20 protein-coding genes, 2 tRNA genes and 1 pseudogene are annotated in these 23,137 nt (G+C 67.2%); 6 read left to right on the top strand and 17 right to left on the bottom strand.

What is annotated here, in order from left to right:
- Window positions 1–28: 28 nt before the first annotated feature.
- Window positions 29–1,318 (bottom strand): saccharopine dehydrogenase family protein, encoded by a 1,290-nt coding sequence (locus tag AU197_RS22755; protein WP_064405714.1) that lies wholly within the window; start codon window positions 1,316–1,318, stop codon window positions 29–31.
- A 10-nt stretch (window positions 1,319–1,328) separates the two neighbouring features.
- Complete coding sequence (locus tag AU197_RS22750; RefSeq protein WP_064405712.1) at window positions 1,329–3,353, bottom strand: alpha/beta hydrolase family protein; 2,025 nt, start codon at window positions 3,351–3,353, stop codon at window positions 1,329–1,331.
- A gap of 93 nt (window positions 3,354–3,446) precedes the next feature.
- Here AU197_RS22750 and AU197_RS22745 point away from each other — a divergent pair, with 93 nt between their 5' ends.
- Window positions 3,447–4,613 (top strand): FAD-dependent oxidoreductase, encoded by a 1,167-nt coding sequence (locus AU197_RS22745; protein ID WP_064405710.1) that lies wholly within the window; start codon window positions 3,447–3,449, stop codon window positions 4,611–4,613.
- Window positions 4,610–5,188 (top strand): VOC family protein, encoded by a 579-nt coding sequence (locus AU197_RS22740; protein ID WP_064405708.1) that lies wholly within the window; start codon window positions 4,610–4,612, stop codon window positions 5,186–5,188. Before AU197_RS22745 ends, AU197_RS22740 begins: the two co-directional genes overlap by 4 nt.
- Here the strand turns inward: AU197_RS22740 and AU197_RS22735 are convergent.
- The 6 genes and pseudogenes from AU197_RS22735 to AU197_RS26355 all read right to left on the bottom strand — a co-directional run bounded on the left by AU197_RS22735 (window position 5,154) and on the right by AU197_RS26355 (window position 11,336).
- Window positions 5,154–5,672, bottom strand: a complete 519-nt coding sequence (locus AU197_RS22735) for a transglycosylase family protein (protein WP_064405706.1) — start codon at window positions 5,670–5,672, stop codon at window positions 5,154–5,156. The genes AU197_RS22740 and AU197_RS22735 overlap by 35 nt on opposite strands.
- 213 nt (window positions 5,673–5,885) lie before the next feature.
- Window positions 5,886–6,110, bottom strand: a pseudogene (locus tag AU197_RS22730) (transglycosylase family protein); the annotation flags it as partial.
- A gap of 1,139 nt (window positions 6,111–7,249) precedes the next feature.
- Complete coding sequence (gene mobA / locus AU197_RS22725) at window positions 7,250–7,840, bottom strand: molybdenum cofactor guanylyltransferase (RefSeq protein WP_064405704.1); 591 nt, start codon at window positions 7,838–7,840, stop codon at window positions 7,250–7,252.
- A gap of 10 nt (window positions 7,841–7,850) precedes the next feature.
- Window positions 7,851–8,921: a 2-oxoacid:ferredoxin oxidoreductase subunit beta gene (locus AU197_RS22720; protein ID WP_064405702.1), complete on the bottom strand. Its 1,071-nt coding sequence runs from the start codon at window positions 8,919–8,921 to the stop codon at window positions 7,851–7,853.
- Window positions 8,918–10,873 (bottom strand): 2-oxoacid:acceptor oxidoreductase subunit alpha, encoded by a 1,956-nt coding sequence (locus AU197_RS22715; protein WP_064405967.1) that lies wholly within the window; start codon window positions 10,871–10,873, stop codon window positions 8,918–8,920. The genes AU197_RS22720 and AU197_RS22715 overlap by 4 nt, the downstream gene beginning before the upstream one ends.
- Before the next feature lie 319 nt (window positions 10,874–11,192).
- On the bottom strand, window positions 11,193–11,336 hold the full coding sequence (locus AU197_RS26355) for a hypothetical protein (protein ID WP_156434529.1): 144 nt from the start codon (window positions 11,334–11,336) through the stop codon (window positions 11,193–11,195).
- Between the two features lie 106 nt (window positions 11,337–11,442).
- Between AU197_RS26355 and fdhD the strand changes: the two genes are divergently transcribed.
- Window positions 11,443–12,279 carry a formate dehydrogenase accessory sulfurtransferase FdhD gene (fdhD, locus tag AU197_RS22710; protein ID WP_064405700.1) on the top strand — a complete coding sequence of 279 codons (837 nt, stop codon included), beginning with the start codon at window positions 11,443–11,445 and terminating at the stop codon, window positions 12,277–12,279.
- On the opposite strand, the gene AU197_RS22705 is transcribed toward fdhD, so the two are convergent.
- From AU197_RS22705 to AU197_RS22675, 7 genes are all read right to left on the bottom strand, one after another.
- Window positions 12,163–13,530, bottom strand: coding sequence for an MFS transporter (locus AU197_RS22705; protein ID WP_156434534.1), 1,368 nt, complete (start codon window positions 13,528–13,530; stop codon window positions 12,163–12,165). The genes fdhD and AU197_RS22705 overlap by 117 nt on opposite strands.
- A gap of 359 nt (window positions 13,531–13,889) precedes the next feature.
- Window positions 13,890–15,170: an ATP-dependent Clp protease ATP-binding subunit ClpX gene (gene clpX / locus AU197_RS22700; RefSeq protein WP_064405698.1), complete on the bottom strand. Its 1,281-nt coding sequence runs from the start codon at window positions 15,168–15,170 to the stop codon at window positions 13,890–13,892.
- A gap of 290 nt (window positions 15,171–15,460) precedes the next feature.
- A complete protein-coding gene (locus tag AU197_RS26350) occupies window positions 15,461–15,769 on the bottom strand; it encodes a hypothetical protein (protein WP_064405696.1) in 309 nt (102 codons plus the stop codon).
- 91 nt (window positions 15,770–15,860) lie between these two features.
- Complete coding sequence (locus AU197_RS22690) at window positions 15,861–16,508, bottom strand: ATP-dependent Clp protease proteolytic subunit (RefSeq protein ID WP_064405694.1); 648 nt, start codon at window positions 16,506–16,508, stop codon at window positions 15,861–15,863.
- Window positions 16,505–17,167, bottom strand: a complete 663-nt coding sequence (locus AU197_RS22685; protein ID WP_082696809.1) for an ATP-dependent Clp protease proteolytic subunit — start codon at window positions 17,165–17,167, stop codon at window positions 16,505–16,507. Before AU197_RS22685 ends, AU197_RS22690 begins: the two co-directional genes overlap by 4 nt.
- A 47-nt stretch (window positions 17,168–17,214) precedes the next feature.
- Window positions 17,215–18,618, bottom strand: coding sequence for a trigger factor (gene tig / locus AU197_RS22680; RefSeq protein WP_064405966.1), 1,404 nt, complete (start codon window positions 18,616–18,618; stop codon window positions 17,215–17,217).
- A 41-nt stretch (window positions 18,619–18,659) separates the two neighbouring features.
- Window positions 18,660–18,733 (bottom strand) — tRNA-Pro (locus tag AU197_RS22675).
- 155 nt (window positions 18,734–18,888) lie between these two features.
- On the opposite strand from AU197_RS22675, the gene AU197_RS22670 reads away from it, so the two are divergent.
- Together AU197_RS22670 and AU197_RS22665 are read left to right on the top strand one after the other, a co-directional pair.
- Window positions 18,889–18,962: transfer RNA gene (locus tag AU197_RS22670), tRNA-Gly, on the top strand.
- Window positions 18,963–19,137: 175 nt separating this feature from the next.
- Entirely contained in the window at window positions 19,138–20,358 is a 1,221-nt protein-coding gene (locus AU197_RS22665; protein ID WP_064405965.1) for a peptidoglycan DD-metalloendopeptidase family protein, read from the top strand.
- On the opposite strand, the gene AU197_RS22660 is transcribed toward AU197_RS22665, so the two are convergent.
- Window positions 20,348–21,334 carry a hypothetical protein gene (locus tag AU197_RS22660; protein WP_231745165.1) on the bottom strand — a complete coding sequence of 329 codons (987 nt, stop codon included), beginning with the start codon at window positions 21,332–21,334 and terminating at the stop codon, window positions 20,348–20,350. The two genes, AU197_RS22665 and AU197_RS22660, sit on opposite strands and share 11 nt — an antisense overlap.
- Window positions 21,335–21,418: 84 nt before the next feature.
- Between AU197_RS22660 and AU197_RS22655 the strand changes: the two genes are divergently transcribed.
- Window positions 21,419–22,423, top strand: a complete 1,005-nt coding sequence (locus AU197_RS22655; protein ID WP_064405690.1) for a dTDP-glucose 4,6-dehydratase — start codon at window positions 21,419–21,421, stop codon at window positions 22,421–22,423.
- On the opposite strand, the gene AU197_RS22650 is transcribed toward AU197_RS22655, so the two are convergent.
- Entirely contained in the window at window positions 22,377–23,135 is a 759-nt protein-coding gene (locus AU197_RS22650; protein WP_064405964.1) for a class I SAM-dependent methyltransferase, read from the bottom strand. The genes AU197_RS22655 and AU197_RS22650 overlap by 47 nt on opposite strands.
- Window positions 23,136–23,137: the final 2 nt, after the last annotated feature.

The following is a 23,137-nucleotide window of genomic DNA, read 5'->3' as shown; positions in this document are numbered from 1 at the left end:
TTCGCCCTCCGACCCGTTGTGACGTGCGCTACCCCTGCAGCCGCGTCGTCTCCAGCGTCACCCCTGCGGCCGGTAGGCGGGTGAGCAACGCGTCGCCCATCGCCGCGGCGGGGGTGAGCACGCCGCGAAGGTCGGAGAGCTTGTCGCGGTCGAAAGCCAGCGCCAATGCGCTTTCCCCCAGCAGCACCGCCGTCGCCTTGTAGCCCGGGTCACCCTTCTGCGACATCACGGCCCGGTACCGGGTGCCGGTGGTGGTCCTGGCATACGTCTCGACGGTGTAGTGGCCGCTTTCGCGGACCTTCTCGCTGGGCCCGGTGCCCGGTTTCGGCAGCACCCGCTCGACCAGCTTGCCGGGCACTCGGTCGAAGTAGCGGCTGCCTAACGCCATCGTCGCAGCGTTACCCGCCGCGGCCAGCGCCGATACGACCGGCGCGAGCGCCGACTTGCCCATGCTCATCTGTTCGCCGTATTCGAGTCGTCGACCGTAGGCGTAATCGAGTAATGCGTTGCTGCGCCGCACGATACGGGTGTTCACCGCGGCCATGACGAAAGGCGCCACCCAGTACCCGTCGAGCTCGGGTGCGATCTCCCCGCCCCGCCGCCACCGCAGATCGGGTTGGCCGCCCAACTCGGGTTCGGCGGCGCGGTCCGGGGTGAGCGTGTACGGGTCGTTCATCACCCGACGCGCCTCGGCGTCCGACGATGCCGCCCGCATGACCTCGATCATCGAGGCGGCCGTGCCACCGGACACGCCGCCCTTGAAGGACCGCACCACCAGGTTGGTGTCGGTGAGTTCGCCCGCATCGTCGCGCTGGGCCCGCCGGTACAACGCGAACACTGTGAGATCCGAAGGCACGGAATCGAATCCGCACGAGTGCACGATGCGCGCACCGGTGTCGGCGGCCTGTTTGTGGTACTGGTCGATGCTGTCGCGGATGAACAGCGACTCCCCGGTCAAATCCGCGTAGTCGGTGCCGGCCGCCGCGCACGCCGCGACCAGCGGCAGGCCGTACTTCGCATAGGGCCCCACCGTGGTGACCACGACGCGCGCCTGTGCGGCCATCGCGTTCAGTGTCGACGGCTGCGAGGCGTCCGCGGTGATCAGCGGCCACGAGCGGGCCGCATCACCCAGGGACTCTCGGACCGCGATCAGCTTGTCGTGCGATCGGCCGGCGAGCGCGATCCGGGCCCCCGAAGCCGTCCTGGCCAGATATTCGGCGGTGAGTTTCCCGACGAACCCGGTGGCCCCGTACACGACGATGTCGAATTCCCGCTCGGATGTCGAAGGTCGCCGGCCGTCCGGCTCCGGTGCGCTCATGGTCGCGACGCTACCCGAGCGTCTCGGGCACCTCGGTGTCCTCACCGAGCACGTGCCGGGCTAGGAACCCGATCACCACCTGGTACCAGATCTTGGCGTGTTGCGGAGTGAGCACCCAGTGGTTCTCCGACGGGAAATACAGAAACCGGTGCGGGCTGTCGCCGTCGGCATCGGCCGGCAGCGCGGAGTGGGTGAGCAACTCGTACCAGAGCCGCAGCGCCTGGCCGATCGGCACTCGGTAGTCCTTGTCGCCGTGGATGACCAGCATGGGCGTACGGATTTCGCCGACGTGGTGATGCGGCGAGTTGGCCTCCGCCATGTCGCGCGTCATCTCCCGTAGCCAGTAGTACGACGAGTCGGTGGTGGCGCCGAACTGATCGAGCGCCCAGAGGCTGGCATGGGTGACGATCGCGTCGAACCTGTCGGTGTGGCCGGCGACCCAGTTGGCCATGTAGCCACCGAACGACCCACCCATCGCCGCGGTACGCGACGCGTCGATGCGGGGATGCGCGCACGCGGCGTCGGTGATGGCCATCAGATCCTCGAAAGGGGCACCGCCCCATGCGCCCCAACCCCGCGCGATGAAGTCCTGCCCGTAACCGGTGGACATCCCGGGATCGGGCAGCAGTACCGCATACCCGCGAGCCGCCAGCAGCCACGGATTCCACCGCCACGACCACACGTTCCAGCTGGCCAACGGGCCGCCGTGGATCCACAACAGCAGCGGCGCCGTTCCGTCGCCGGCCGGCAGCACCAGCCACGAACGCACCCGCGTGCCGTCAGGAGAGGTCGTCTCGAGCTCGGTCAGCGTCCCCGGCAGCGGCGGCAGCTCCGCACACGGAAGCTCGGTGACGCCGCCGTCGGGGTCGATGCGCACCGGGTGGGGTGGCGCGGCGTAGGAGCTTCGCAACGCGAACAGCACACCGTCCGGCGCGGCAACCACATCGGAGTAGCAGTGATCGTCGAACGTCAGCTGGGTTACCGCACCGTCGGCGGGGTCGACCCGGAAAACCGGGGCCCTGCCGTCCTGATCGGCGGTGACGATCACCGCCGAGCCGTCTCGCAGCCATGTCGCCGATGCCGGCCACCGGTCCCAATCGCCGGTGAGGACGCGGGGGTTCTCGCCAAACCGAATGCATCCCAGCGTGATTCGCGGAGGTGTGTCCGGCGTCGAGAACGTCTCACGGAGGTAGACCACGGTCGAACCGTCCGGTGAGATGGCCGGGCTCCACACGTCCGCGTCGGGCTCCTCCACCACCACCGAGCGTTCGCCGCTGTCGAGGTCGATCCGCATCAGCACCGAATGGCGGGACGCACCGGGCGCGGGCCGTTGCCACGTGGTGACCAGGAACCGCCCGTCGGAACTGATGTCGAAGTCGGACTCGCGCAACGCGCCGCCCGGCGCGGCGGTCAGGTCGCGCACGTCTTCACCGCACGCGGAATCGTCGGTCAGTGCGACGCCGAGCAGGTGCGGCTCGCCCGGCCCCAGATCGGAATCCCAGTGCCGAATGGGGTAGCCGGTGTGCAGGATCGCGGTGATCTTGTTGTCCTTGCGCAGGTCTCGAAGCCGACGGTCCTCGGCGATGGTCCGTGCGGAGGGCATCAACGGTGAGCGCACCACCGCCACGTCGGCTTCGCGGGCGGTGCGCACCGCCTCGACGCCGCCGGGCGGTGACAGCACCTGCGCCGCCTCACCGCCGGTCGCCGGGAGCCGCCACAGCGCGGCGGGTGGCGCGTCGTCGTCCGCGGTCGGGCGGACTGCGACGAACAGCAGATCGCCGTTGGCCGCGAACGCGGGGGCCGACTCGCCCTTGGTCCCCCGCGTCAGCCGGCGCGCCGGTTGGGTGCCGGTGGAATCGAGCTCCCAGACCGCGCTGACGTATTCGGTTCTCTTGTCGTTGAGTTGCGCGATGGTGGTCACCAGCCGTGTTCCGTCCTGCGACAGCGCCAGCCCCGAGACGCGGGGCATCGCAACGTACTCGTCAAGGTCGTCGAAAGGTGCGCGGGACGAGGCGTCAAGGGCCATCGCGGTCATGCCCCGTTCGTAGCACAAGGCCGCCTGTCCTCCCCCCGACCGGCCGCGCCGGTACCCGCCGCTCAGCCACGCTCGGCGCGCTACGTTCGACGCATGCCGAAGCGGATCGTAGTCATCGGGGCGGGAATCGCCGGGCTGGCGACCGCCGTCGCGCTACAACAGCGCGGACACGACATCACGCTTGTCGAGGAGCGCACCGACACGTCGTCCGGGGCCGGAATCAGCATCTGGCCCAACGCATTGGCCGCACTCGACGACATCGGCCTCGGCGACCCCGTGCGTCGGGGCGGCGGCCGGATCACCGCAGGAGCGGCGCGCTGGCGTGACGGCAGCTGGCTGCGACGGCCCGAACGGCAACGCCTCATCAAGGCTCTCGGCGAACCTCTGGTGGTCATCCGCCGTTCGGCGTTGACGTCGATCCTGGCCGGGGCGCTCGCCGAAGGCACGGTGAGGGCCGGAGTGGCGGCGGAGGCGCTGGCGGTGACCGCCGACGGCGTCCGAATCACACTCGCCGACTCGGCGGTGCTGGAGGCCGAGGCCGTGGTGGGCGCCGACGGCACCCATTCGGTGGTCGCCCGTCATCTCAACGGACCGCTGCACAACCGCTACGTCGGCTATACGGCTTGGCGCGGGGTGGCCGACTGCACGATCGATCCCGAGCTCGCGGGCGAGACGCTCGGGCCCGCGGTCGAGTTCGGCCATGTACCGCTCGGGCAGGACCACACCTATTGGTTCGCCACCGAACGCGTACCCGAGGCGACCACGACGCCGCAGGGTGAACTGGCCTACCTTCGGGAGCGGTTCGCCTCCTGGGCTCCGCCCGTCCCCGAGATCCTGGCCGCCACGGATCCCGCCGCGGTTCTGCGCAATGACCTCTACGACCGCGACGAGGCGCGGCAGTGGTCGCGGGGCCCGATCGTGACGGTCGGTGACGCCGCGCATCCGATGCGCCCACACCTCGGGCAGGGTGGTTGTCAGGGCCTGGAGGACGCCGCGATCCTCGCACGGTTCCTCGATGGCGACGACGACATCGCTGCGACGTTCGCGCGGTTCGCGGCGTTTCGCCGGCCGCGGGTCCGCTCGCTGGTCCGCGAATCGCGGTTCATCGGGCGCGTCATGAACCTGCCGCCGGCGCTCAGCGCCCTTGTCAGTCGTGCGACGGTGCTGGGACCCGAAGCACTGGTGGCCCGCCACCTGGCCGCCGTGGCGGCACGGTCGGCGTTCACACCGCCCACCGACCGCGACGTGTTCGTGGCGTGAGCGTGCGGCTGGGCCCCCTGCACGTCGACGCGGCGGACCCGCCGGCGTTGTCGGCCTTCTGGGCGGCGGTCCTGGACGACGAAGCGCAGCGCCGGCTGCTGGTCTTCCGTCCGCAGGACCGCCCGAAGACGGTGAAGAACCGCGTGCACCTGGACCTGTACGTCAGCGACATCGCGGCACTCCTCGACCTCGGCGCCCGCGTGCTCGCCGAACACCCCGGGTGGACGACCTTCGCCGATATCGAGGGCAACGAATTCTGCGCATTCCCGGGCGAGCCCGATGCGGGCCCTCCCGCCCGCGTCTTCGCCGTCTGTACGGACAGCGACCGGCCCGAAGAGCTCGCCGCCTGGTGGGCGCCGCGGGTGGGCGCCGAGTTGCGGGACGGCCCCGACGGGACGCCGCGGTGGCTCTACGGGTCGTCCGGCTGGGAGGACCTCATCTGGAAGTTCGTCCGCGTCGAGGACGAGCGCGTCGTTCCGAACCGCTGGCAATGGAGCGTCGACTGGGCCGACAAGGCGATCGACCCGCAGGGCAATGAGTTCAGCGTGCTCCGGCGATCGTCCCGATCGGGTTGAGCAGCGCGGTGCACATCTGACGGGGGTTGACGAAGCCGAACAGGCCGCTGGACGGCATCGCCGCGCAACCGGTCGCCGAGGCGGGCACCGTGCGTGCGGTCGGAGCCGACGGACCCGACGGCGTGGTCCACACGGCGGGCGTGGCACCTCGCGGTCCGCACTTCGGCCACGCCTTCAGGCCCTGGGTGCGCAGGACGTTCTCGGCCACGCGGATCTGCTCGGCCCGCGATGCGGTCGCCGGGTTGCCGACACCGCCGTTGGAGGCCCAGGTGGCCGGCTTGAACTGCAGGCCTCCGTAGTGGCCGTTGCCCGTGTTGGTCGCCCAGTTTCCGCCGGATTCGCACTCGGCGATGGCGTCCCAGTTCACCGAATCGGCGTTGGCGGTGGCCAACGACGACTCGGACAGTGCCATCGGCACCATCGCCAGCGCTCCGGAGATCGCCGCGGCCAAGAGGCCCTTGCTGACTGCGCTACGAACGTTCATCTCTGCGGTCCTTCCCCGACCGTTTTCACAAGGCCCGCATCCGAGAACCCCTCGATCTCCGCTGCGGTTATCCGGTGTGTCGGGTGATGAACGTCACGTGTTACGCGAGGGTCAAAAGTTTTATTCGTTACTTAATTGGCGTAAGAGCCTTCTGAGAAATAAGAGGCGGTGCCGGGATCACCCGGCACCGCCTCTGAAAGACGAAACGCGTGCTTAGCCGCGACCGCCGCAGGTCGGCCATGCGCCGATGCCCTGCGACTGCAGCACGTTTTCGGCAACGCGGATCTGCTCCTCGCGGCTGGCGTTGTGCGGGGAACCGCTGCCGCCGTTCGATTGCCACGTGCCCATGGTGAACTGCAGGCCGCCGTAGTAGCCGTTACCGGTGTTGATGGACCAATTGCCGCCCGACTCGCACGCCGCGACGGCGTCCCAGTCCACACCGCTGTCCGCATTGGCAGTGCCGGTGGCCAGAGCCATGGGCGCCAACGCGAGCGCTCCGGCAAAGGTCGCCAGGCCAAGTGTCTTGCGGATGTTCTTCAACTTCTATCCTTTCGCCACGCGCGCGCCAACCACACCCGCGCAGAGCGCACGGGGTGGGCATGCCTGTCGGCCAGGCCAGGAGTTGGGCCGCACCGTCTCGGTCGGGTGCGACAGTGAGAGGCCGAAGTGCCTCGCCGGGCCTCAGCGCCGGCGGCCGCCGGAGACCGTTGGCCTCCTACAGCCCCACTCACACACAGGTTCGTGGTTTCAAATTGTTTGCTCCGGGTAGAGCCATTGGGGACCGTACAAAAAGAGTTCGGCCGCCGTCATATCGAGCGAAGGCGTGTCGCGGCAAGATAACGAAACGATCACGGCGAAGTATTCTCAGCATAATCCCAGGTTGTACGGCGCTTTGACGGGCGCGGTAAAACGCGTGTGGGTGTGCGTTCTCGTGAGCCATCTCACGACCAATTTGTGAGCTGGAACACGGCTCCAGACGGTCTCGGCCGGCCTCGGCCGCGAAAACCGCAGCGTCGTCGACGGAAACGACCCCACCAGTCCCGCCCGCGGACCCCATCCAGGCGCGACTTCGCTGGCCCGCCGGGCAGTTCGACAGTCGAAACGCCTTGCGCGTCAGCAACATCACGAGAACTTCCGAACGCGGCTGGATATGCAGGTCCGCGGCAGCCGTCGGCAGCTCATCGAGGAATCAGTTGCGGCACGGGACCTTTGGCCGGTGAGGTCGACCGCATTCAGCGCATCACGGCCGGCCGATCCGCGCATGCGGACTCGCGCCGCCCGGCGCGTCGCTTATTTTCGCGACGTCAGGCCCAACCGTTGCAGCCGCCCATTGGACGGCTTCGGGCACCGAATCAGGCTCCGTGGAGGCAGAATTCGTGCACCGCTGCGGCTGCTGTCGCCGAAAGATGCTGGGAGTCAAGCGTATCCGCACAACCGCTATCACAGCGCGGCGCTTTACCCACTGCGCACTCATCGACGCGTTGGTGCGCTTTATCACGGAAGAATGCGAACTAATTCACTGGCAAGAATTCAATTCGCACGATCGCAAATTGGACCTATTTCAGGCAGTGAATTTGCTAGGCGATTTGCGCGTCGCGGACGGCGGCCAGATCGGCGGCGGTGTTGATGTTGGTCAGCGCACGCTGTTCGGGCATCACGATCCGCTGGGTGTCGACCCGGTCGACCAGCGCGCGCATGCTGCGCTCCCCCGCGGCGATCAATGCGTCCACTCGGTCGGCCAGCGCGGTGCGGTAGACACCCGCGAGGTAATGGTCGCGGCCGTCCCAGGGCAACACCACATCCGCTCCGACGCGGACCGCGGGGGCGACCAACGTGTCGAGCAGCTCGACGGTCAACAGCGGGGTGTCCACCGCGGACACGAATGCGAGTTCGGATCCGGCCTCGGCGGCCGCCCGCAGCCCCCGGCCGGTCGCCAACAGCGGGCCGACGCCGAGCACCTCGTCGCGCAGAACCTCGGCGTCGAGCGCGGGTAGCGCCTGTCCCGGGGCGGCGATGACGAAGATCGGCGCGCACCGCGGCGCCAAGATACTCACCATCCGCTCGACAAGCGTGGTGCCCTCATACGGCAACGTGGCCTTGTCACGGCCCATGCGGCGGGAAGCCCCGCCCGCCAGGATGATTCCGGCCAGCGGAACGGTGGTCGTCATGACCGTGACGTTAGTCGACAGTCCAGGTGTCTTTGCCCCGAAGCAGCGACTGAAGTGCGGCCGTGTCGTGCGCCTTCTCGGTGCGGGCCGCGGCGATCTGCTGGCGGGCGGCGTCATCGTAGGTCGGCTTGCTCACCTGACGGAAGATGCCCATCACCATGTGCTCGAGGCTCTGGTCCGACAGTCGCGACAACGCGAACGCGTAGGCCGGGTCCTCGAGGTTGGCGTCGTGGACGACGATCTCGTCGGCCGACACGTCGGCGGTCTTGGCGATCTCGAGCCCGTAGCCGGACTTCACCACGCAGTACTCGCCGTCGGCGCCGAACGTGACCGGCTCGCCGTGGGTGAGGTTGATCAGCCGCTCCTCGGCGCCTTCCTTGCGCAGGGCGTCGAACGAGCCGTCGTTGAAGATCGGGCAGTCCTGCAGAATCTCGACCAGGGCCGCACCGCGGTGGGCGGCGGCCGCCCGTAGCACCTCGGACAATCCCTTGCGGTCGGAGTCCAGTGCACGGCCGACGAACGTCGCGTCGGCGCCGAGCGCCAGCGACACCGGGTTGAACGGGTAGTCCAGCGAGCCCATCGGGGTGGACTTGGTGACCTTGCCGACCTCCGACGTCGGGGAGTACTGGCCCTTGGTCAGCCCGTAGATCCGGTTGTTGAACAGCAGGATCGTGATGTTGATGTTGCGGCGCAGCGCATGGATCAGGTGGTTGCCACCGATCGACAGCGCGTCGCCGTCTCCGGTGACGACCCACACCGACAGATCCTCGCGGGCCAGGGCCAGGCCGGTCGCGATCGTCGGGGCACGGCCGTGGATCGAGTGGAACCCGTAGGTCTCCAGGTAGTACGGGAAGCGACTCGAGCAGCCGATACCGCTGACGAACGCGATGTTCTCGCGGCGCAACCCCAACTCGGGCAGGAAGTTGCGGATGGTGTTGAGGATGACGTAGTCACCGCAGCCGGGGCACCAGCGGACCTCCTGGTCGCTGGTGAAGTCCTTGGACTTCTGCGGTTGATCGGTCGTCGGCACCCGGCTGGTGCCTGCGGTCAACCCGAGATCTGCTCCGATCAGGTCGGTCATACGTTCGCTCCCACACCGCTCACGCCGACTTCGACGGTGGCCGCCGCCAGTCGTGCGAACTTCACTTTGTCACTTTCCTTCTCGCCCAACGTTCCGTCCAGCGCCGCATCAATGATGCCCTCGACTTCGTCGGCCAGGAAGGCCATGCCTTCCACCTTGGTGACCGACTGGACGTCGACCAGGTACTTGCCCCGCAGCAGCAGAGCGAGTTGGCCGAGGTTCATCTCCGGGCACACGACGGTCGGATACCGGCGCAGCACCTCACCGAGGTTGGCCGGGAACGGGTTGAGGTTGCGCAGGTGCGCCTGGGCGACCTTGATGCCCTTGCGACGCGCCCGCCGGCACGCCTCACCGATCGGCCCGAAGCTCGAACCCCAGCCGAGCATCAGCAGATCCGCGTCACCGGTCGGGTCGTCGACCTCGAGATCGGGCACCGCGATGCCGTCGACCTTGGCCTGCCGCAGCCGGACCATCAGGTCGTGGTTCTTGGGCTCATAGGAGATGTTTCCGGAACCGTTGGCCGCTTCGAGGCCGCCGATCCGATGCTCGAGGCCCGGCGTACCGGGGATCGCGAACTGCCGGGCCAGGGTCTCGGGGTCGCGGGCGTACGGCTGGAACGGCTCGCCGGACTTGGCGAACGTGTGCTCGATGCGCGGGTAGCCGCTGACGTCCGGAATCCGCCACGGCTCAGAGCCGTTGGCGATCGCACCGTCGGAGAGGATGACCACCGGCGTGTGGTAGTTGACCGCGATGCGGGCGGCCTCCACGGCCACGTCGAAGCAGTCCGACGGCGAGCGCGGTGCGACCACCGCAACCGGCGACTCGCCGTTGCGGCCGTACATCACCTGCAGCAGGTCGGCCTGCTCGGTCTTGGTGGGCAGACCGGTGGACGGCCCACCGCGCTGCACGTCGATGATGATCAGCGGCAGTTCCGTCATCACCGCCAGACCGATCGCCTCGGACTTCAGCGAGATGCCAGGACCGGACGTGCTGGTGACGCCCAGGGCGCCGCCGTAGGACGCGCCGATGGCCGCGCCGATGCCGGCGATCTCGTCCTCGGCCTGGAAGGTCAGCACGTTGAAGTTCTTGTGCTTGGACAGCTCGTGCAGGATGTCCGACGCCGGGGTGATCGGGTAGGTGCCCAGCACCACCTGCAGGTCGGCGAGTTGACCGGCGGTGACGATTCCGTAGGCCAGCGCGGTGTTACCGGAAATCTGGCGGTACTCACCGGTTTTGAGCTTTGCGGGTGCGACCTCGTAGGTGCTGGCGAAGGCCTCGGTGGTCTCGCCGTAGTTCCACCCGGCCTTGAGCGCGAGCACGTTGGCCTCGGCGACGTCGGGCTTGCGCGCGAACTTCTCGCGGATGAACGCCTCGCTGTGCTTGAGCTCGCGGCCGTACATCCACGACAGGAGGCCGAGCGCGAACATGTTCTTCGCGCGCTGGCCGTCCTTCTTGGACGCGCCGATGGGCTCGACCGCGCCCAGCGTCAGCGTTGTCATCGGCACGGCCTGCACGACGTAGTCGGACAGCTCGTCGGTCTCCAGGGGGTTGGCTTCGTAGCCGACCTTGGCGAGGTTGCGCTTGGTGAACTCGTCGGAGTTGGCGATGATCAATCCACCGCGGGGCAGGTCGGAGACGTTGGCCTTTAGCGCCGCGGGGTTCATCGCGACGAGCACGTCGGGACGATCGCCCGCGGTGAGGATGTCGTAGTCGGCAATCTGGATCTGGAACGACGACACACCGGGCAGGGTGCCCTGCGGCGCACGGATCTCGGCGGGGTAATTCGGTTGCGTGGCAAGGTCGTTGCCGAACAGGGCGGCTTCGGAGGTGAACCGGTCACCGGTGAGCTGCATACCGTCGCCGGAGTCGCCTGCGAAGCGGATGACGACCTTCTCGAGCTTCTGTCGAGGACTCGCACTCCCCGGACTGACCGCGTTGTCGTTCGCTGCCACGAGGCCTGCCTTCCACACTGCGTGGGGACGTCCTCCGAGTCACAGTCGAGTCGACGCGCCGTCGGTGGACGTCCACCAAAATTTTTGATGTCACTACCAGTACCGATTATTGCACTTTTCTTAGGCGGCCCTTCACCGGACTCGCCCGCGGCGTGCCGCCTTCGAAGGGTCGAACACACTGCTCAGCCGATGTGCCGATCCCCGCCGTGAGACATAACTGTGTTGTTCGTCACGTCTACGAGACAAAAATCCTAAGGAAATAGTTACCGTTCAGTAGCCGGTAGCTAGCACCCCATCGTCGATGCTGGTCGTCCCGTTGTCAGTGCCGGGTGGACGCGGACTCACCGCGGCGTTCGTGCCAGCGCAGGCGCAGTAACAGCAGGTGGCGGTGCGCGCGGAAACCGGCCGACAGCGGATCACGCCAGACCGGCGTGCGGCGGTGCGGTTGGAGTTCGTTGTGCACGCATACATTGTGCCGTCCGATGGGCGATCGCGCCGCGCCGCGCGCGGGTCCCGGTTATGAACAGCACGGAAACGTTATCGACGTCGGTTCGCTCTAGGGTGGAGTCATGGGTCGGGTCACAGCCAGGCGACGGGCACAGCACGTGACCATGGACTCCGCGGTGGGCCGGCCGGAGACCCTCGTCGTCGAGGAGCCGATGGAGATCCGCGTCAACGGCGCGCCCATCACGGTGACGATGCGCACTCCGGGCTCCGACGTCGAACTCGCGCAGGGTTTTCTGCTCACCGAGGGTGTCATCGGCGGACGCGACGACGTGCTCACGGCGCGCTACTGCAAGGGCACGGGCGTCGACGACGCCGGTTTTTCCCAGAACACCTACAACGTCCTCGACGTGACGCTGGCTCCGCATGTCGCGCCGCCCGATGTCGATGTCACGCGCAACTTCTACACCACATCGTCGTGTGGGGTCTGCGGCAAGGCGTCGCTGGAGGCGGTGCAGTTGAGCAGCCGTCACGGCCCAGGCGACGATCCGACGACCATCACCGCGCAGACGCTGTCGCAGCTGCCGGCACGGCTGCGCAAGGCGCAGAAGGTGTTCGCCAGCACCGGCGGCCTGCACGGCGCTGCGCTGTTCGCCTCAGACGGCACGACGCTGGCCGTGCGCGAAGACGTCGGCCGGCACAACGCCGTCGACAAGGTCATCGGCTGGGCGGTCGAGCAGGACCGCATTCCGCTGACGGGAACCGTGCTGCTGGTCAGCGGGCGCGCGTCGTTCGAGCTGACACAGAAGGCGGTGATGGCGGGGATTCCGGTACTCGCGGCGGTGTCAGCGCCGTCGTCGCTGGCCGTCGACCTGGCCAGCCAGTCCGGGCTGACGCTGGTGGCCTTCCTGCGGGGGCGGTCGATGAACGTCTACACCCGTCCCGACCGCGTCGTGCACTGACCTCGACAGCCGCGATCCCGCGGTCTCGGGCAGCTTGGCGGTGCTGATCAGGCTCACCGCCGCCAGCGAGCCCATCATCACCGCCACGGCCCATCCACCGAACGAGTTGAGGAGGGTCGGCGAGATCACCGGCGGCAGCGCGCCGCCGATGACGGCACCGAACGTGTGGGCCAGCGCTGCGCCGGTGTAGCGGTACTGCGGTGCGAAGATCTCCGGCAGGAAGGCCGCCAGCGGCCCCATGCACACGCCGATCAGCGCGTAGGTCGCCACGATCGCTACGCCGAACACCAGTCGACTTCCGTTCTGCACCAACGGAAACAGCGCGAACGACCACGGCACCGCGACGGCGAACCCGACGGCCGCCACGCGCTTGCGCCCGTAGGTGTCGCTGAGCGCGGCCGCCGCTATCACGAACAGCACCTCGCACAATCCGCCGATCACACCGACGAGAAGCACGAAGTTCGTCGAATAGCCCAAGTGGTCCGTGGCGTAATGCGTGAAGAAGGTGCTGGCCTGGAAGACGAGCATCGGAGCACACACGGCGACGCCCGACGCGAGCAGCATCTGGCGGCCCTGACGTCGCAACAGCGCCAAGATCGGGGTGACCGGCTCGGCGGGTTCCTCGTCCAGCGCCGGCGAGTCCGCCACGTGCAACCGGATGTAGAGCGCCGTCCCAATCAGAACCGCCGACAGCAGGAACGGGATGCGCCACCCCCACTGCAGGAACGCGTCGTTGTGCGAGCCGAAGCCGAAGTGCACCAGCAGGAACACCACGTTGGCCAGCACCACCGCGGTACCGAGTCCGAGCTGGGTGAACATGCCGTAGAAGCCGCGGCGGTGCGCCGGTGCATTCTCCGCGCTGAGCAGTACCGCCCCGGCCCACTCACCGCCGACCGCGAAGCCTTGGATCAGTCGCATGGTGATGAGCAGCAGCGGTGCCGCGATGCCGATCGACGCGGTGCTCGGGATCAGGCCGACGCCGACGGTGGCGATGCCCATCAGCAGCAGCGTCATCACCAACGTCTGCTTGCGGCCGATCCGGTCACCGAAGTGGCCGAACACCGCCGCGCCCACCGGACGCGCCAGAAATGCCGCCGCGAACGCGCCCAGCGCGGCCGTCGTCGCCATGACATGACCCAGATCGGGAAAGAACACCGTCGGGAACACCAGCGCGGCCGCGGTGCCGTAGATGAAGAAGTCGTAGAACTCGATGGCCGAGCCGACATAGCTGGCCATCGAGATGCGTCGCATCGACGGGGACGCAGCAGGGGCGGGCGCTGCAATTGCAACCATGTCGACGATGGTCACAGCGCCGGCGCGGACACTGCTTCGGCGGATCAGACGATTACCGGGTGGAATCCGTGGTCCCCCGATCGGAGGACCACGCGCGGCTACGTGATCGCGATGACTCTCAGCCGCGGATCATCCGACTCTCCCCCGCGCGGGCCGGTCCTTCTCAACGCGGCTCGTCCCTCGCCGCTTGATCGTCGTCAGGCGGGTCTGATTGCCCGACTCCTCAACGCGGCTCGACCCTCGCCGCTTGATCGTCGTCAGGCGGGTCTGATTGCCCGACTCCTCAACGCGGCTCGTCCCTCGCCGCTTGATCGTCGTCAGGCGGACTTGTCGCGACGCTCGGGGCGTGTCGGCTTACGCGGCACGATGGTCGGCAGCACGTTGTCCTGCACGGTCTCCTTGGTGACGACCACCTTGGCGACGTCGTCGCGACTGGGGATGTCGTACATCACCGGCAGCAGGACTTCCTCCATGATGGCGCGCAGACCGCGAGCACCGGTGCCGCGATGGATGGCCTGATCGGCGATCGCCTCCAGCGCCTCGTCGGTGAACTCGAGTTCGACGCCGTCCATCTCGAACAGGCGCGTGTACTGCTTCACCAACGCGTTCTTGGGCTTGGACAGAATCTGCACAAGGGAGTCCTTGTCCAGATTCGTCACCGACGCCACGACCGGCAGGCGGCCGATGAACTCCGGGATCAACCCGAACTTGATCAGATCCTCGGGCATGACCTCGGCGAAGTGGTCGGCGGTGTCGATGTCGGCCTTCGAGTGCACCTCGGCGCCGAAGCCCAGGCCCCGCTTGCCGACGCGGTCGGAGACGATCTTCTCCAGGCCCGCGAACGCCCCCGCCACGATGAACAACACGTTCGTGGTGTCGATCTGGATGAACTCCTGGTGGGGATGCTTGCGGCCGCCCTGCGGAGGCACCGACGCCTGCGTGCCCTCCAGGATCTTCAGCAGCGCCTGCTGGACACCTTCGCCGGAGACGTCACGGGTGATCGACGGGTTCTCGCTCTTGCGGGCGATCTTGTCGACCTCGTCGATGTAGATGATGCCGGTCTCGGCGCGCTTGACGTCGTAGTCGGCCGCTTGGATCAGCTTGAGCAGAATGTTCTCGACGTCCTCGCCCACGTATCCGGCTTCGGTCAGCGCGGTGGCGTCGGCGATCGCGAACGGCACGTTGAGCATCTTGGCCAACGTCTGCGCCAGGTAGGTCTTACCGCAGCCGGTCGGGCCGAGCATCAAAATGTTGGACTTGGCCAGTTCCACGGGCTCGGAGCGCGAATCCCGGGTCTTCTCCCCCGCCTGAATGCGCTTGTAATGGTTGTAGACGGCGACCGCCAGAGTGCGCTTGGCGGTGTCCTGTCCGATGACGTAACCCTCGAGGAATTCGCGGATCTCCGCGGGCTTTGGCAACTCGTCGAGCTTCACGTCGTCGGCGTCGGCGAGCTCCTCCTCGATGATCTCGTTGCAGAGATCAATGCACTCGTCGCAGATATAGACGCCCGGACCGGCGATGAGTTTCTTGACCTGCTTTTGACTCTTGCCGCAGAACGAACACTTCAGCAGGTCACCGCCGTCTCCAATGCGCGCCATGGTGGTGGGGCCCTACTTTCCTCGCAGCCGATGAAGCTTCTTCTCTGTGGTTGCCTCGGTTTGGTGAACCCGACGCTACCCGTTTGTTCCCGCGCGAGGCGACCGATAAAGCCGAATCGCGCCAGTGGTATTCATCTGTGTTCGCGCCAACATATCGTCTGATCACCCTCGGACCCCAGCGAACGCGCCGCCGTGTCATTGGCGTGTCGTCGCCGTGACCGGACCGAGAGGGCGTCGGCACCCAAAGTACCCGTTAATCGGCGCGGTGCACGCCGCCGATCTGAGTCAGGCTATCGGCGCCCGGGGCCGGCGGGACCCGGCCCCGCCGGTCCCGGCCCGACCGGACCCGGTCCCGCGGGGCCCACCACTCCTCCGACACCGACGGGGCCCGCGGGCCCGACGACCGGAGCGGGATTGAGATAGACGTTCACGTCATTGGGGACGCATTGATCGGTGTACATGTCCCAGTACGTCCCGGCGGGACAGGCCGGCTCCTGAGCCCGGCTCACCGCCGGTGAGGTGATCTGCGCCAGAGCGCACACCGCGGCCGTCGCCGCCCACGCGGTCATCGCAAAACCCGCTCGCGTCCCAACCGTCATCGCAATCCTCCCCTGGCCGTCCGGCGATGCAGACGAACAGCGTGCCACGCCAACCGCACACGAGCACGGCGTTTGCGCGGCGGGACTGAGATCAGGCGGTTTGAGCCGACAGCTTGCGGTACTCCAGGACGGTGTCGATGACGCCGTATTCCTTGGCCTCTTCGGCGGTGAGGATCTTGTCGCGGTCGGTGTCCTTGCGGATCTGCTCGGGGGTATTGCCGGTGTGGTTGGCCAGCGTCACCTCCATCAGCGTGCGCATCCGCTCGATCTCCTTGGCCTGGATCTCGAGATCGGAGAACTGGCCTTGGATGACACCGGACAGCGCGGGCTGGTGAATCAGCACACGAGCGTTGGGCAACGCCATCCGCTTTCCGGGGGTTCCCGCGGCCAGCAACACCGCGGCGGCCGAAGCGGCCTGGCCCAGGCACACCGTCTGAATGTCGGCGCGCACGTACTGCATGGTGTCGTAAATCGCCATCAGCGAGGTGAACGAGCCGCCCGGCGAGTTGATGTACATCGTGATGTCGCGGTCGGGGTCGAGCGACTCCAGCACCAGCAACTGGGCCATGATGTCGTTCGCCGAGGCGTCGTCGACCTGCACACCGAGGAAGATGATGCGTTCCTCGAACAGCTTGTTGTACGGATTGGACTCCTTGACGCCGAAGCTGGAGTGCTCGATGAACGACGGCAGGATGTAGCGAGCCTGGGGCGTAAGGCGAGCGTCGGTGTGATCGGTCATTTGTCTAGTCCTGCTCCTGGTCCTGAGCCGTTGACGCTCGCGCTGGTGATGATGTGGTCGACGAAGCCGTACTCGAGGGCCTCCTGCGCGGTGAACCAACGGTCGCGGTCGGAGTCCGCTTCGATCCGCTCGATGGGCTGCCCGGTGAACTCGGCGTTCAACCGGAACATCTCCTTCTTGATCACCGCGAACTGCTCGGCCTGAATCGCGATGTCGGCCGCGCCGCCGGTGATACCGCCCAGCGGCTGGTGCATCAGGATCCGGGCGTGCGGCAGGGCGTAGCGCTTACCCTTGGTGCCCGCCGCGAGCAGGAACTCGCCCATCGAGGCGGCCATACCCATGGCGTAGGTGGCGACGTCGCACGGGGCCAGCACCATGGTGTCGTAGACCGCCATGCCGGCGCTGATGGAGCCGCCGGGCGAGTTGATGTAGAGGTGGATGTCCTTGGTGGGATCCTCGGCCGACAGCAGCAGAATCTGCGCGCAGAGCTTGTTGGCGATGTCGTCATCGACCTGCGAGCCCAGGAAGATGATCCGCTCCGCCAGCAAGCGCTCATAGACCGAGTCGACAAGGTTGAGGCCTTGCGAGGCGCCACGCATGTGGGTCACGACTGGATACCTGCTTTCTTCAAGAGCTTGATACTCACCGACACTAACCAACCCGCGCGGGCGTGCAGTCCCTAGACGGGCCGCGTTCGCTCACAGCGTCACTTCGCGTCGGCCGACTCTTCGTCCGCTTCGGGCTCGGCGGCCTCCGAGGCCTCGTCGGCAGCATCCTCGGTCTGCGCGTCGGCGCGGCCGAAGAACTCCGTGGTGTCGATCACGTTGCCGTCGGAGTCGGTGACGGTGGCGGCCTCGACGACAGCGGCCAGCGCCAGCCCGCGACGCACGTCGGCGAATAGGGCGGGCAGCTGGTTGTTCTGCTGCAGCGACTGGATCAACTGCTGCGGCTGCAGGCCGTATTGCTGCGACATCAGCATCAGGCGCTCGCTGATGTCGTTCTGGCCGACCTGGACGTCGAGCTTGTCGGCGATCGCGTCGACCAGCAGCTGCGTCTTGACCGCTTTCTCCGCGTTGGTGCGGTTGTCGGCGTCGAACTGCTCGCGGCTGCTGCCCTGGGCTTCGAGCGCCTCGGCCAGACGCGCCTCGTCGTGGTCCAACCCGTGGATGGCGTTGTGCAACGCGTCGTCGACCTGGGCCTGCACCACCTTCTCCGGCAGCGGCACCTCGACCTGCTCGAGCAGCGTCTCGAGCACCTTGTCGCGGATCTTCTCGGCCTGCTGCACCCGCTTGACCCGGCGCACCTGCTCGACGAGCGACTCCTTGAGCTCGTCGATGGTGTCGAATTCGCTTGCCAGTTGGGCGAATTCGTCGTCAGGCTCGGGCAGCTCGCGTTCCTTGACCGACTTGACGGTGACGGTCACCTGCGCGTCCTTGCCGGCGTGCTCACCGGCGGCCAGCTTGGTGGTGAAGACGCGGGTCTCCCCCTCCTTGAGGCCGACGATCGCCTCGTCGAGACCGTCGATCAGCTGACCCGAACCGACCTCGTGCGACAGCCCCTCGGTGGCGGCCTCGGGCAGCTCCTGCCCGTCCACGGTGGCCGACAGGTCGATGGAGACGAAGTCGCCGTTCTCGGCGCCGCGCTCCACGCCCGTGAGCGTGCCGAAGCGCGCGCGCAGCGACTGCAGTTCGGCGTCGACCTCCTCGTCGGTCACCTCGATGGCGTCGACGGTCAGGGTCAACGCCGATAGGTCGGGAAGCTCGATCTCCGGGCGGACGTCGACCTCGGCGGTGAAGGTGAGGTCCTGGCCGTACTCCTTGTTGGTGATCTCGATCTCCGGCTGGCCCAACGGCTGCACCTCGGAGCTGGTGACGGCCTCGCTGTAGCGGTTGGGCAGGGCCTCGCTGACGACCTGGTCGAGCATCGCTTCGCGGCCGACGCGGGCCTCGAGCAGTTTGCGCGGCGCCTTGCCGGGACGGAAACCGGGGAGCCGGACCTGCTTGGCCAACTGCGCGAACGCGCGGTCGAAGTCGGGTTCGAGCTCGGTGAAGGGCACCTCCACGTTGATGCGCACCCGGGTGGGGCTCAACTTCTCGACGGTGCTCTTCACGATCTTGCTCCTCATTGTTTCTGGTGTCGTCGGTGTCGCAGTCGGGGTGACAGGATTTGAACCTGCGGCCTTCCGCTCCCAAAGCGGATGCGCTACCAAGCTGCGCTACACCCCGTGCTCTGCTCGTCGCGCCGGCGCTTGAGCGCTGCGCCCGCGCGGGCCGTCCGCAAAACACGGAACGACCACGCGAGATACTACGGGCTGGACACGCGAAGCCTTCAATTGGATTTGATTTGGCTGCCGCCGGTACGATCTGGTCTTGCTGTACATGCGGGCGTAGCTCAATGGTAGAGCCCTAGTCTTCCAAACTAGCTACGCGGGTTCGATTCCCGTCGCCCGCTCCACTGGCCACCAGCGCCGGCGCGGTGGCACGCGCGTTTGAACCGCTCGGCGGTCCCTTGCAGGCGACACCCCCGCAACTGACCGCGGTACGGACATGATCATCGTTATGCTCTCGGCGATGCTCTCCGCGCCGGTATGCCACACCGCCGAACCGCAGGTCAGCGGAAGTAGGCGATGATGCGGGTGCTGGCGATGTTCCGCGTGCACAACGGCGAGGAAGTGCTGCCGCGGGTGCTCGACGCCCTGGCCGGCTGGTGCGACGACGTCTACGCGGTCGACGACCGCAGCACCGACGCAACCGCGCAGATCCTGCACAACCATCCCGCGGTCACCAACGTCGTGCACGCCCGCTCCGATCTCCCGCAGACCCCGTGGCTGATCCCCGAACCGCCGGGGCTTGAACTGCTCTACCGCATGGCCGACTTCTGCCGGCCCGACTGGATATTCATGATCGACTCCGATCAGGTGGTCCACACCGACATCGATATCCCGGCGATGCTTGCCGACGTCCCCGACGATGTCGCGGCGCTGATGTGTCCGATGATCCCCAGCTGGGACGACCCGGACTACCCGGACATGATCCCGCTGATGGGCACGGCCGAATCGATGCGCGGACCGTTCTGGCGCTGGCGTCCCGGTCTGCGCGCCGGGACGCGCGAGATCCACAACCCGCACTGGCCGGCCAACATCACCGAACACGGTGACATCGGGGTAGCCCCCGACGTACGCCTGCTGCACACCGGGTGGTCGACGCTGGCCGAGCGGATCGCCAAGGTCGAGCACTACCAAAAGCTCGATCCCCACTCCGAGTTGAACTACGGCGTGCCCTACGACCGCGCCCTGCTGTTCGGGTACGCCTACGACGAGCTCGACCTCCTTCGCTCCGATTACCGGCGGCGGGCACGAGGTGACTTCGACCCCGCCGAACCCGGCGCCCGGGTGCCCATCGATCGCGACCGGCTGGCAATCGCGTCGGGCTACGGCCGCCGCGCCACGGGCTTCCACCCCGGCGTCGACTTCGCGGCGGCACCGGGAACCCCGGTTTACGCCGCGATGTCGGGCATCGTCAGCCGCGTCGTGGGCCTCGATGACGAAGGGCTGCAATCGGTGACGATCGCGGGGGCGGACAGTGAGAGCTGCTACGTCTTCAGGCCCGGTGACGATCGCCGGATCGACCTGGGTTCCCGGGTCGACGCGGGCGCGCAAATAGGCGTCCTGCAAGCGCAGGCCGAATCTGTCGATGGTTTCCTGCATTTCGAGGTCCGCGTCGACGGCGAGCACGTCAACCCCGTGCGCCACCTGGCGAACATGGGCCTCGAGCCGTGGACGCCTTCGGGCCGTCCGCGCCCGGTGTCGGGCACGTTCCCGCCGTCGTCGCCGTGCGCGATCATCGTCTGAGCTGATCGTCCAAGGCGCGCGCAGACCGGATCGTCGAACGCACCTCCTGAAGCAGCTTGGCCGGATGCTGCTGGTCCGTCGCGCTGAGCCGGTTGTACTCGTGCACACCGAAACCCGCTGACTGCAAACGGATGTCGTACCGCAACGCCAATGTTCGTAGTGCCTCGAAGTGTAGGTAGGGCACCAACGGCTGACCCGTCACCATCAGACACGACGCGCCGCGCATGCCGGCGGTCTGTGCGGCGAACGTATACGTGTCAGCCGAATTCGCCCGGCGGCGTTCGGGATCCGGCGACGGCGTCTCGAGCAGCATGACCGGAACTCCGAATTCGTTGCTGTCAGGGGGAAAGCGCCACACCGTCTCGTTGGACTGCACGCGGTCGACCCGACGCTGCACGTGGTCGTAAACATCGTCGACGTCGAGACCGAAGACGTCGCGCGCAGCGGCGACCATCAACTCGAACTCGGTACCGGCGCCCGGCGCGCACGCGGCGACGGCGTCGGCTTCGGACTCCAGCAGGCGTCGAGACGCCGCGGCCAGGACGACATGGCCGACTCGGCAGCTCGCCGCCATCTCAGCCGCGTAGCGAGTGCGGAGCAGGTTCGTGTACCGCCCGCCGCCGATGACGATGAGGTGATCGAACTCGGTTCCCTGCGGCCGTAACTCGGCGATGAGTCCCAGCTTGTCCGCCAAGTTCTCGATCCGCTCGAGCTGTTCAGCGGGCAGGTCGAGACGAGGGATGAGCCACCGAACCGCCCCGCCCGCATCCTGGTTGTGGAGCCGGGCGCCGTTCTGCTGCCGCGCTTTGGCCCGGTAGTCCCACACCGCGCTGAACTCGTCGAGGAATGCGAGCCGTGCGCTCAGCGTGAGGCCTCGCGGGATGCTCCCGCCGAACATGTCGACCAGTTCGGTCAGGGCGGGGTGGGTGCACCACGCCTCGATCTGTGCCCGAAACTCCGCGGCGACGTCGCACATTCGATGCATCCTTTTCGCATACCGCCAGGGGCACAGGGTGGTAATCATAATGCGGCATATGTTGTGAGACGGGAGCACTTTACGGTGAGGATCCTCGTTACCGGCGGCGCCGGCTTCCAAGGGAGCCACCTCAGCGAAGCCCTCCTCGCAGCCGGGCACCGCGTGACCGTTCTCAACACTTTCTCGGTGACCGGGAAGCAAAATCTGGGCGCGATCGCGAACGATGACCGAGCCGACATCGTGTTCGGCTCGGTCACCGACTGGGAGCTGGTCAGCAAGACGGCGCGCGATCACCAGGTGATCTTTCACCTGGCGGCCAACGTCAACGTCGACAAGTCGCTCAGCGATCCGCGGAGCTTCGTCGACACCAATGTGGTGGGGACGCAGAACGTTTTGGAGGCCGCCCGCCAATACGGGGCACGGCTCATACTCGCGTCGACATGCGAGGTGTACGGCGACGGACATCGCCTGAGCCCGGGCAGCTTGCTGGACGAAACCGCCGAACTGAAGCCGAACAGCCCGTATGCGGCCTCGAAGGCCGCCGCCGATCGTCTCGCGTACTCCTACTACCGGTCCTTCGGCATGGACATCACCATCGTCCGGCCGTTCAACATCTTCGGCGAACGCCAGAAGAGCGGCGCGTACGGGGCACTCATCCCCATTCTCGTGCGCAAGGCGTTGACGGGCGAAGACCTCGTGATCTTCGGAGACGGAAGTGCCACCAGGGATTATCTCCACGTCAGCGATGTGGTGAACGCATACCGGCTGGTGTTGAACACGCACGACTTGGCGGGCCGTGCCATCAACGTCGCGAGCGGTGTGAACACGCGTGTACGCGACATCGCCGACTACATCGCCGAAAGGTTCGGAACAAGGGTGGTCAACGGGCCCCCACGCCCCGGGGAGGTGACGCGCTTCCCGGCATCCATCGAATTCGCGCGGCGGATCGGCTTCGCTCCGGAGGTGAAGATCTGGGAGGGGATCGATCGCTACATCGAGTGGGCGAAACAGCAGCCCTCCCGGCCCGCTGAATTCTCGGGGACTACACCGGTTTTCGGGCCTCGACGAGGACCCGGGTGGGATGGGTGACGAACCGGCCGTGCGCTTCAATGTGTTCGTGGACTGCGCGAAGGCGTGTCAGGTACGGCTCCACCGTGAAGTCAGGCACCGTCCAGATCAGCTTGCGCAAAAAGTAGACGACCGCGCCGATGTCGTAATACTCCGCAGTGAGCTTTTCCAGGCGTAGGTCGACGACCTGCAGACCGGCCGCCTGCGCGTGCGCGGCCTGAACCGAGGGCTCCATGTGCGCGCCCAAATCCGGCATCGGCCCCATGACGGCTTCGATGAGTTCGAGAGCGGTTGCCGGGCCCGGATGCTGGGCGAGATACGTTCCGCCGGGCCGCAGTACCCGGGCGATCTCGGTCCACCAGACGGCGATGGGGTGGCGACTGCTCACCAGATCGAATGCATTGTCGGCGAACGGCAAGGGGGGCTCGCCATTGGTCTGCAGCACCACGACGCCGCGGGGATGAAGCAGACGGGTCGCCTTGGCCGCGTTGGGTGGCCACGATTCGGTGGCCGCCATCGTCGGCGGGAACTTGTCCACCCCGGCGAGCACCTCTCCCCCGCCGGTGTAGAGGTCCAGCGCCGCCGACACCTCGCCCAGCCGTCGGCTGAGTAGGCGCTGGAAACCCCACGACGGCCGGTCTTCGGTGGCGCGGCCGTCGAGCCAGGAGAAGTCCCAGCCGTCGACGGGTAGGGCGGCCGCCTCGGCGACGAGTTCGGTGAACGACCGCCCCATCG

It is taken from the genome of Mycobacterium sp. IS-1590 (genome assembly GCF_001500025.1).
Classification (GTDB): Bacteria; Actinomycetota; Actinomycetes; order Mycobacteriales; family Mycobacteriaceae; genus Mycobacterium.
The sequence above is the reverse complement of the archived record's forward strand: the minus strand, read 5'-3'. Positions and strand labels throughout refer to the sequence as shown.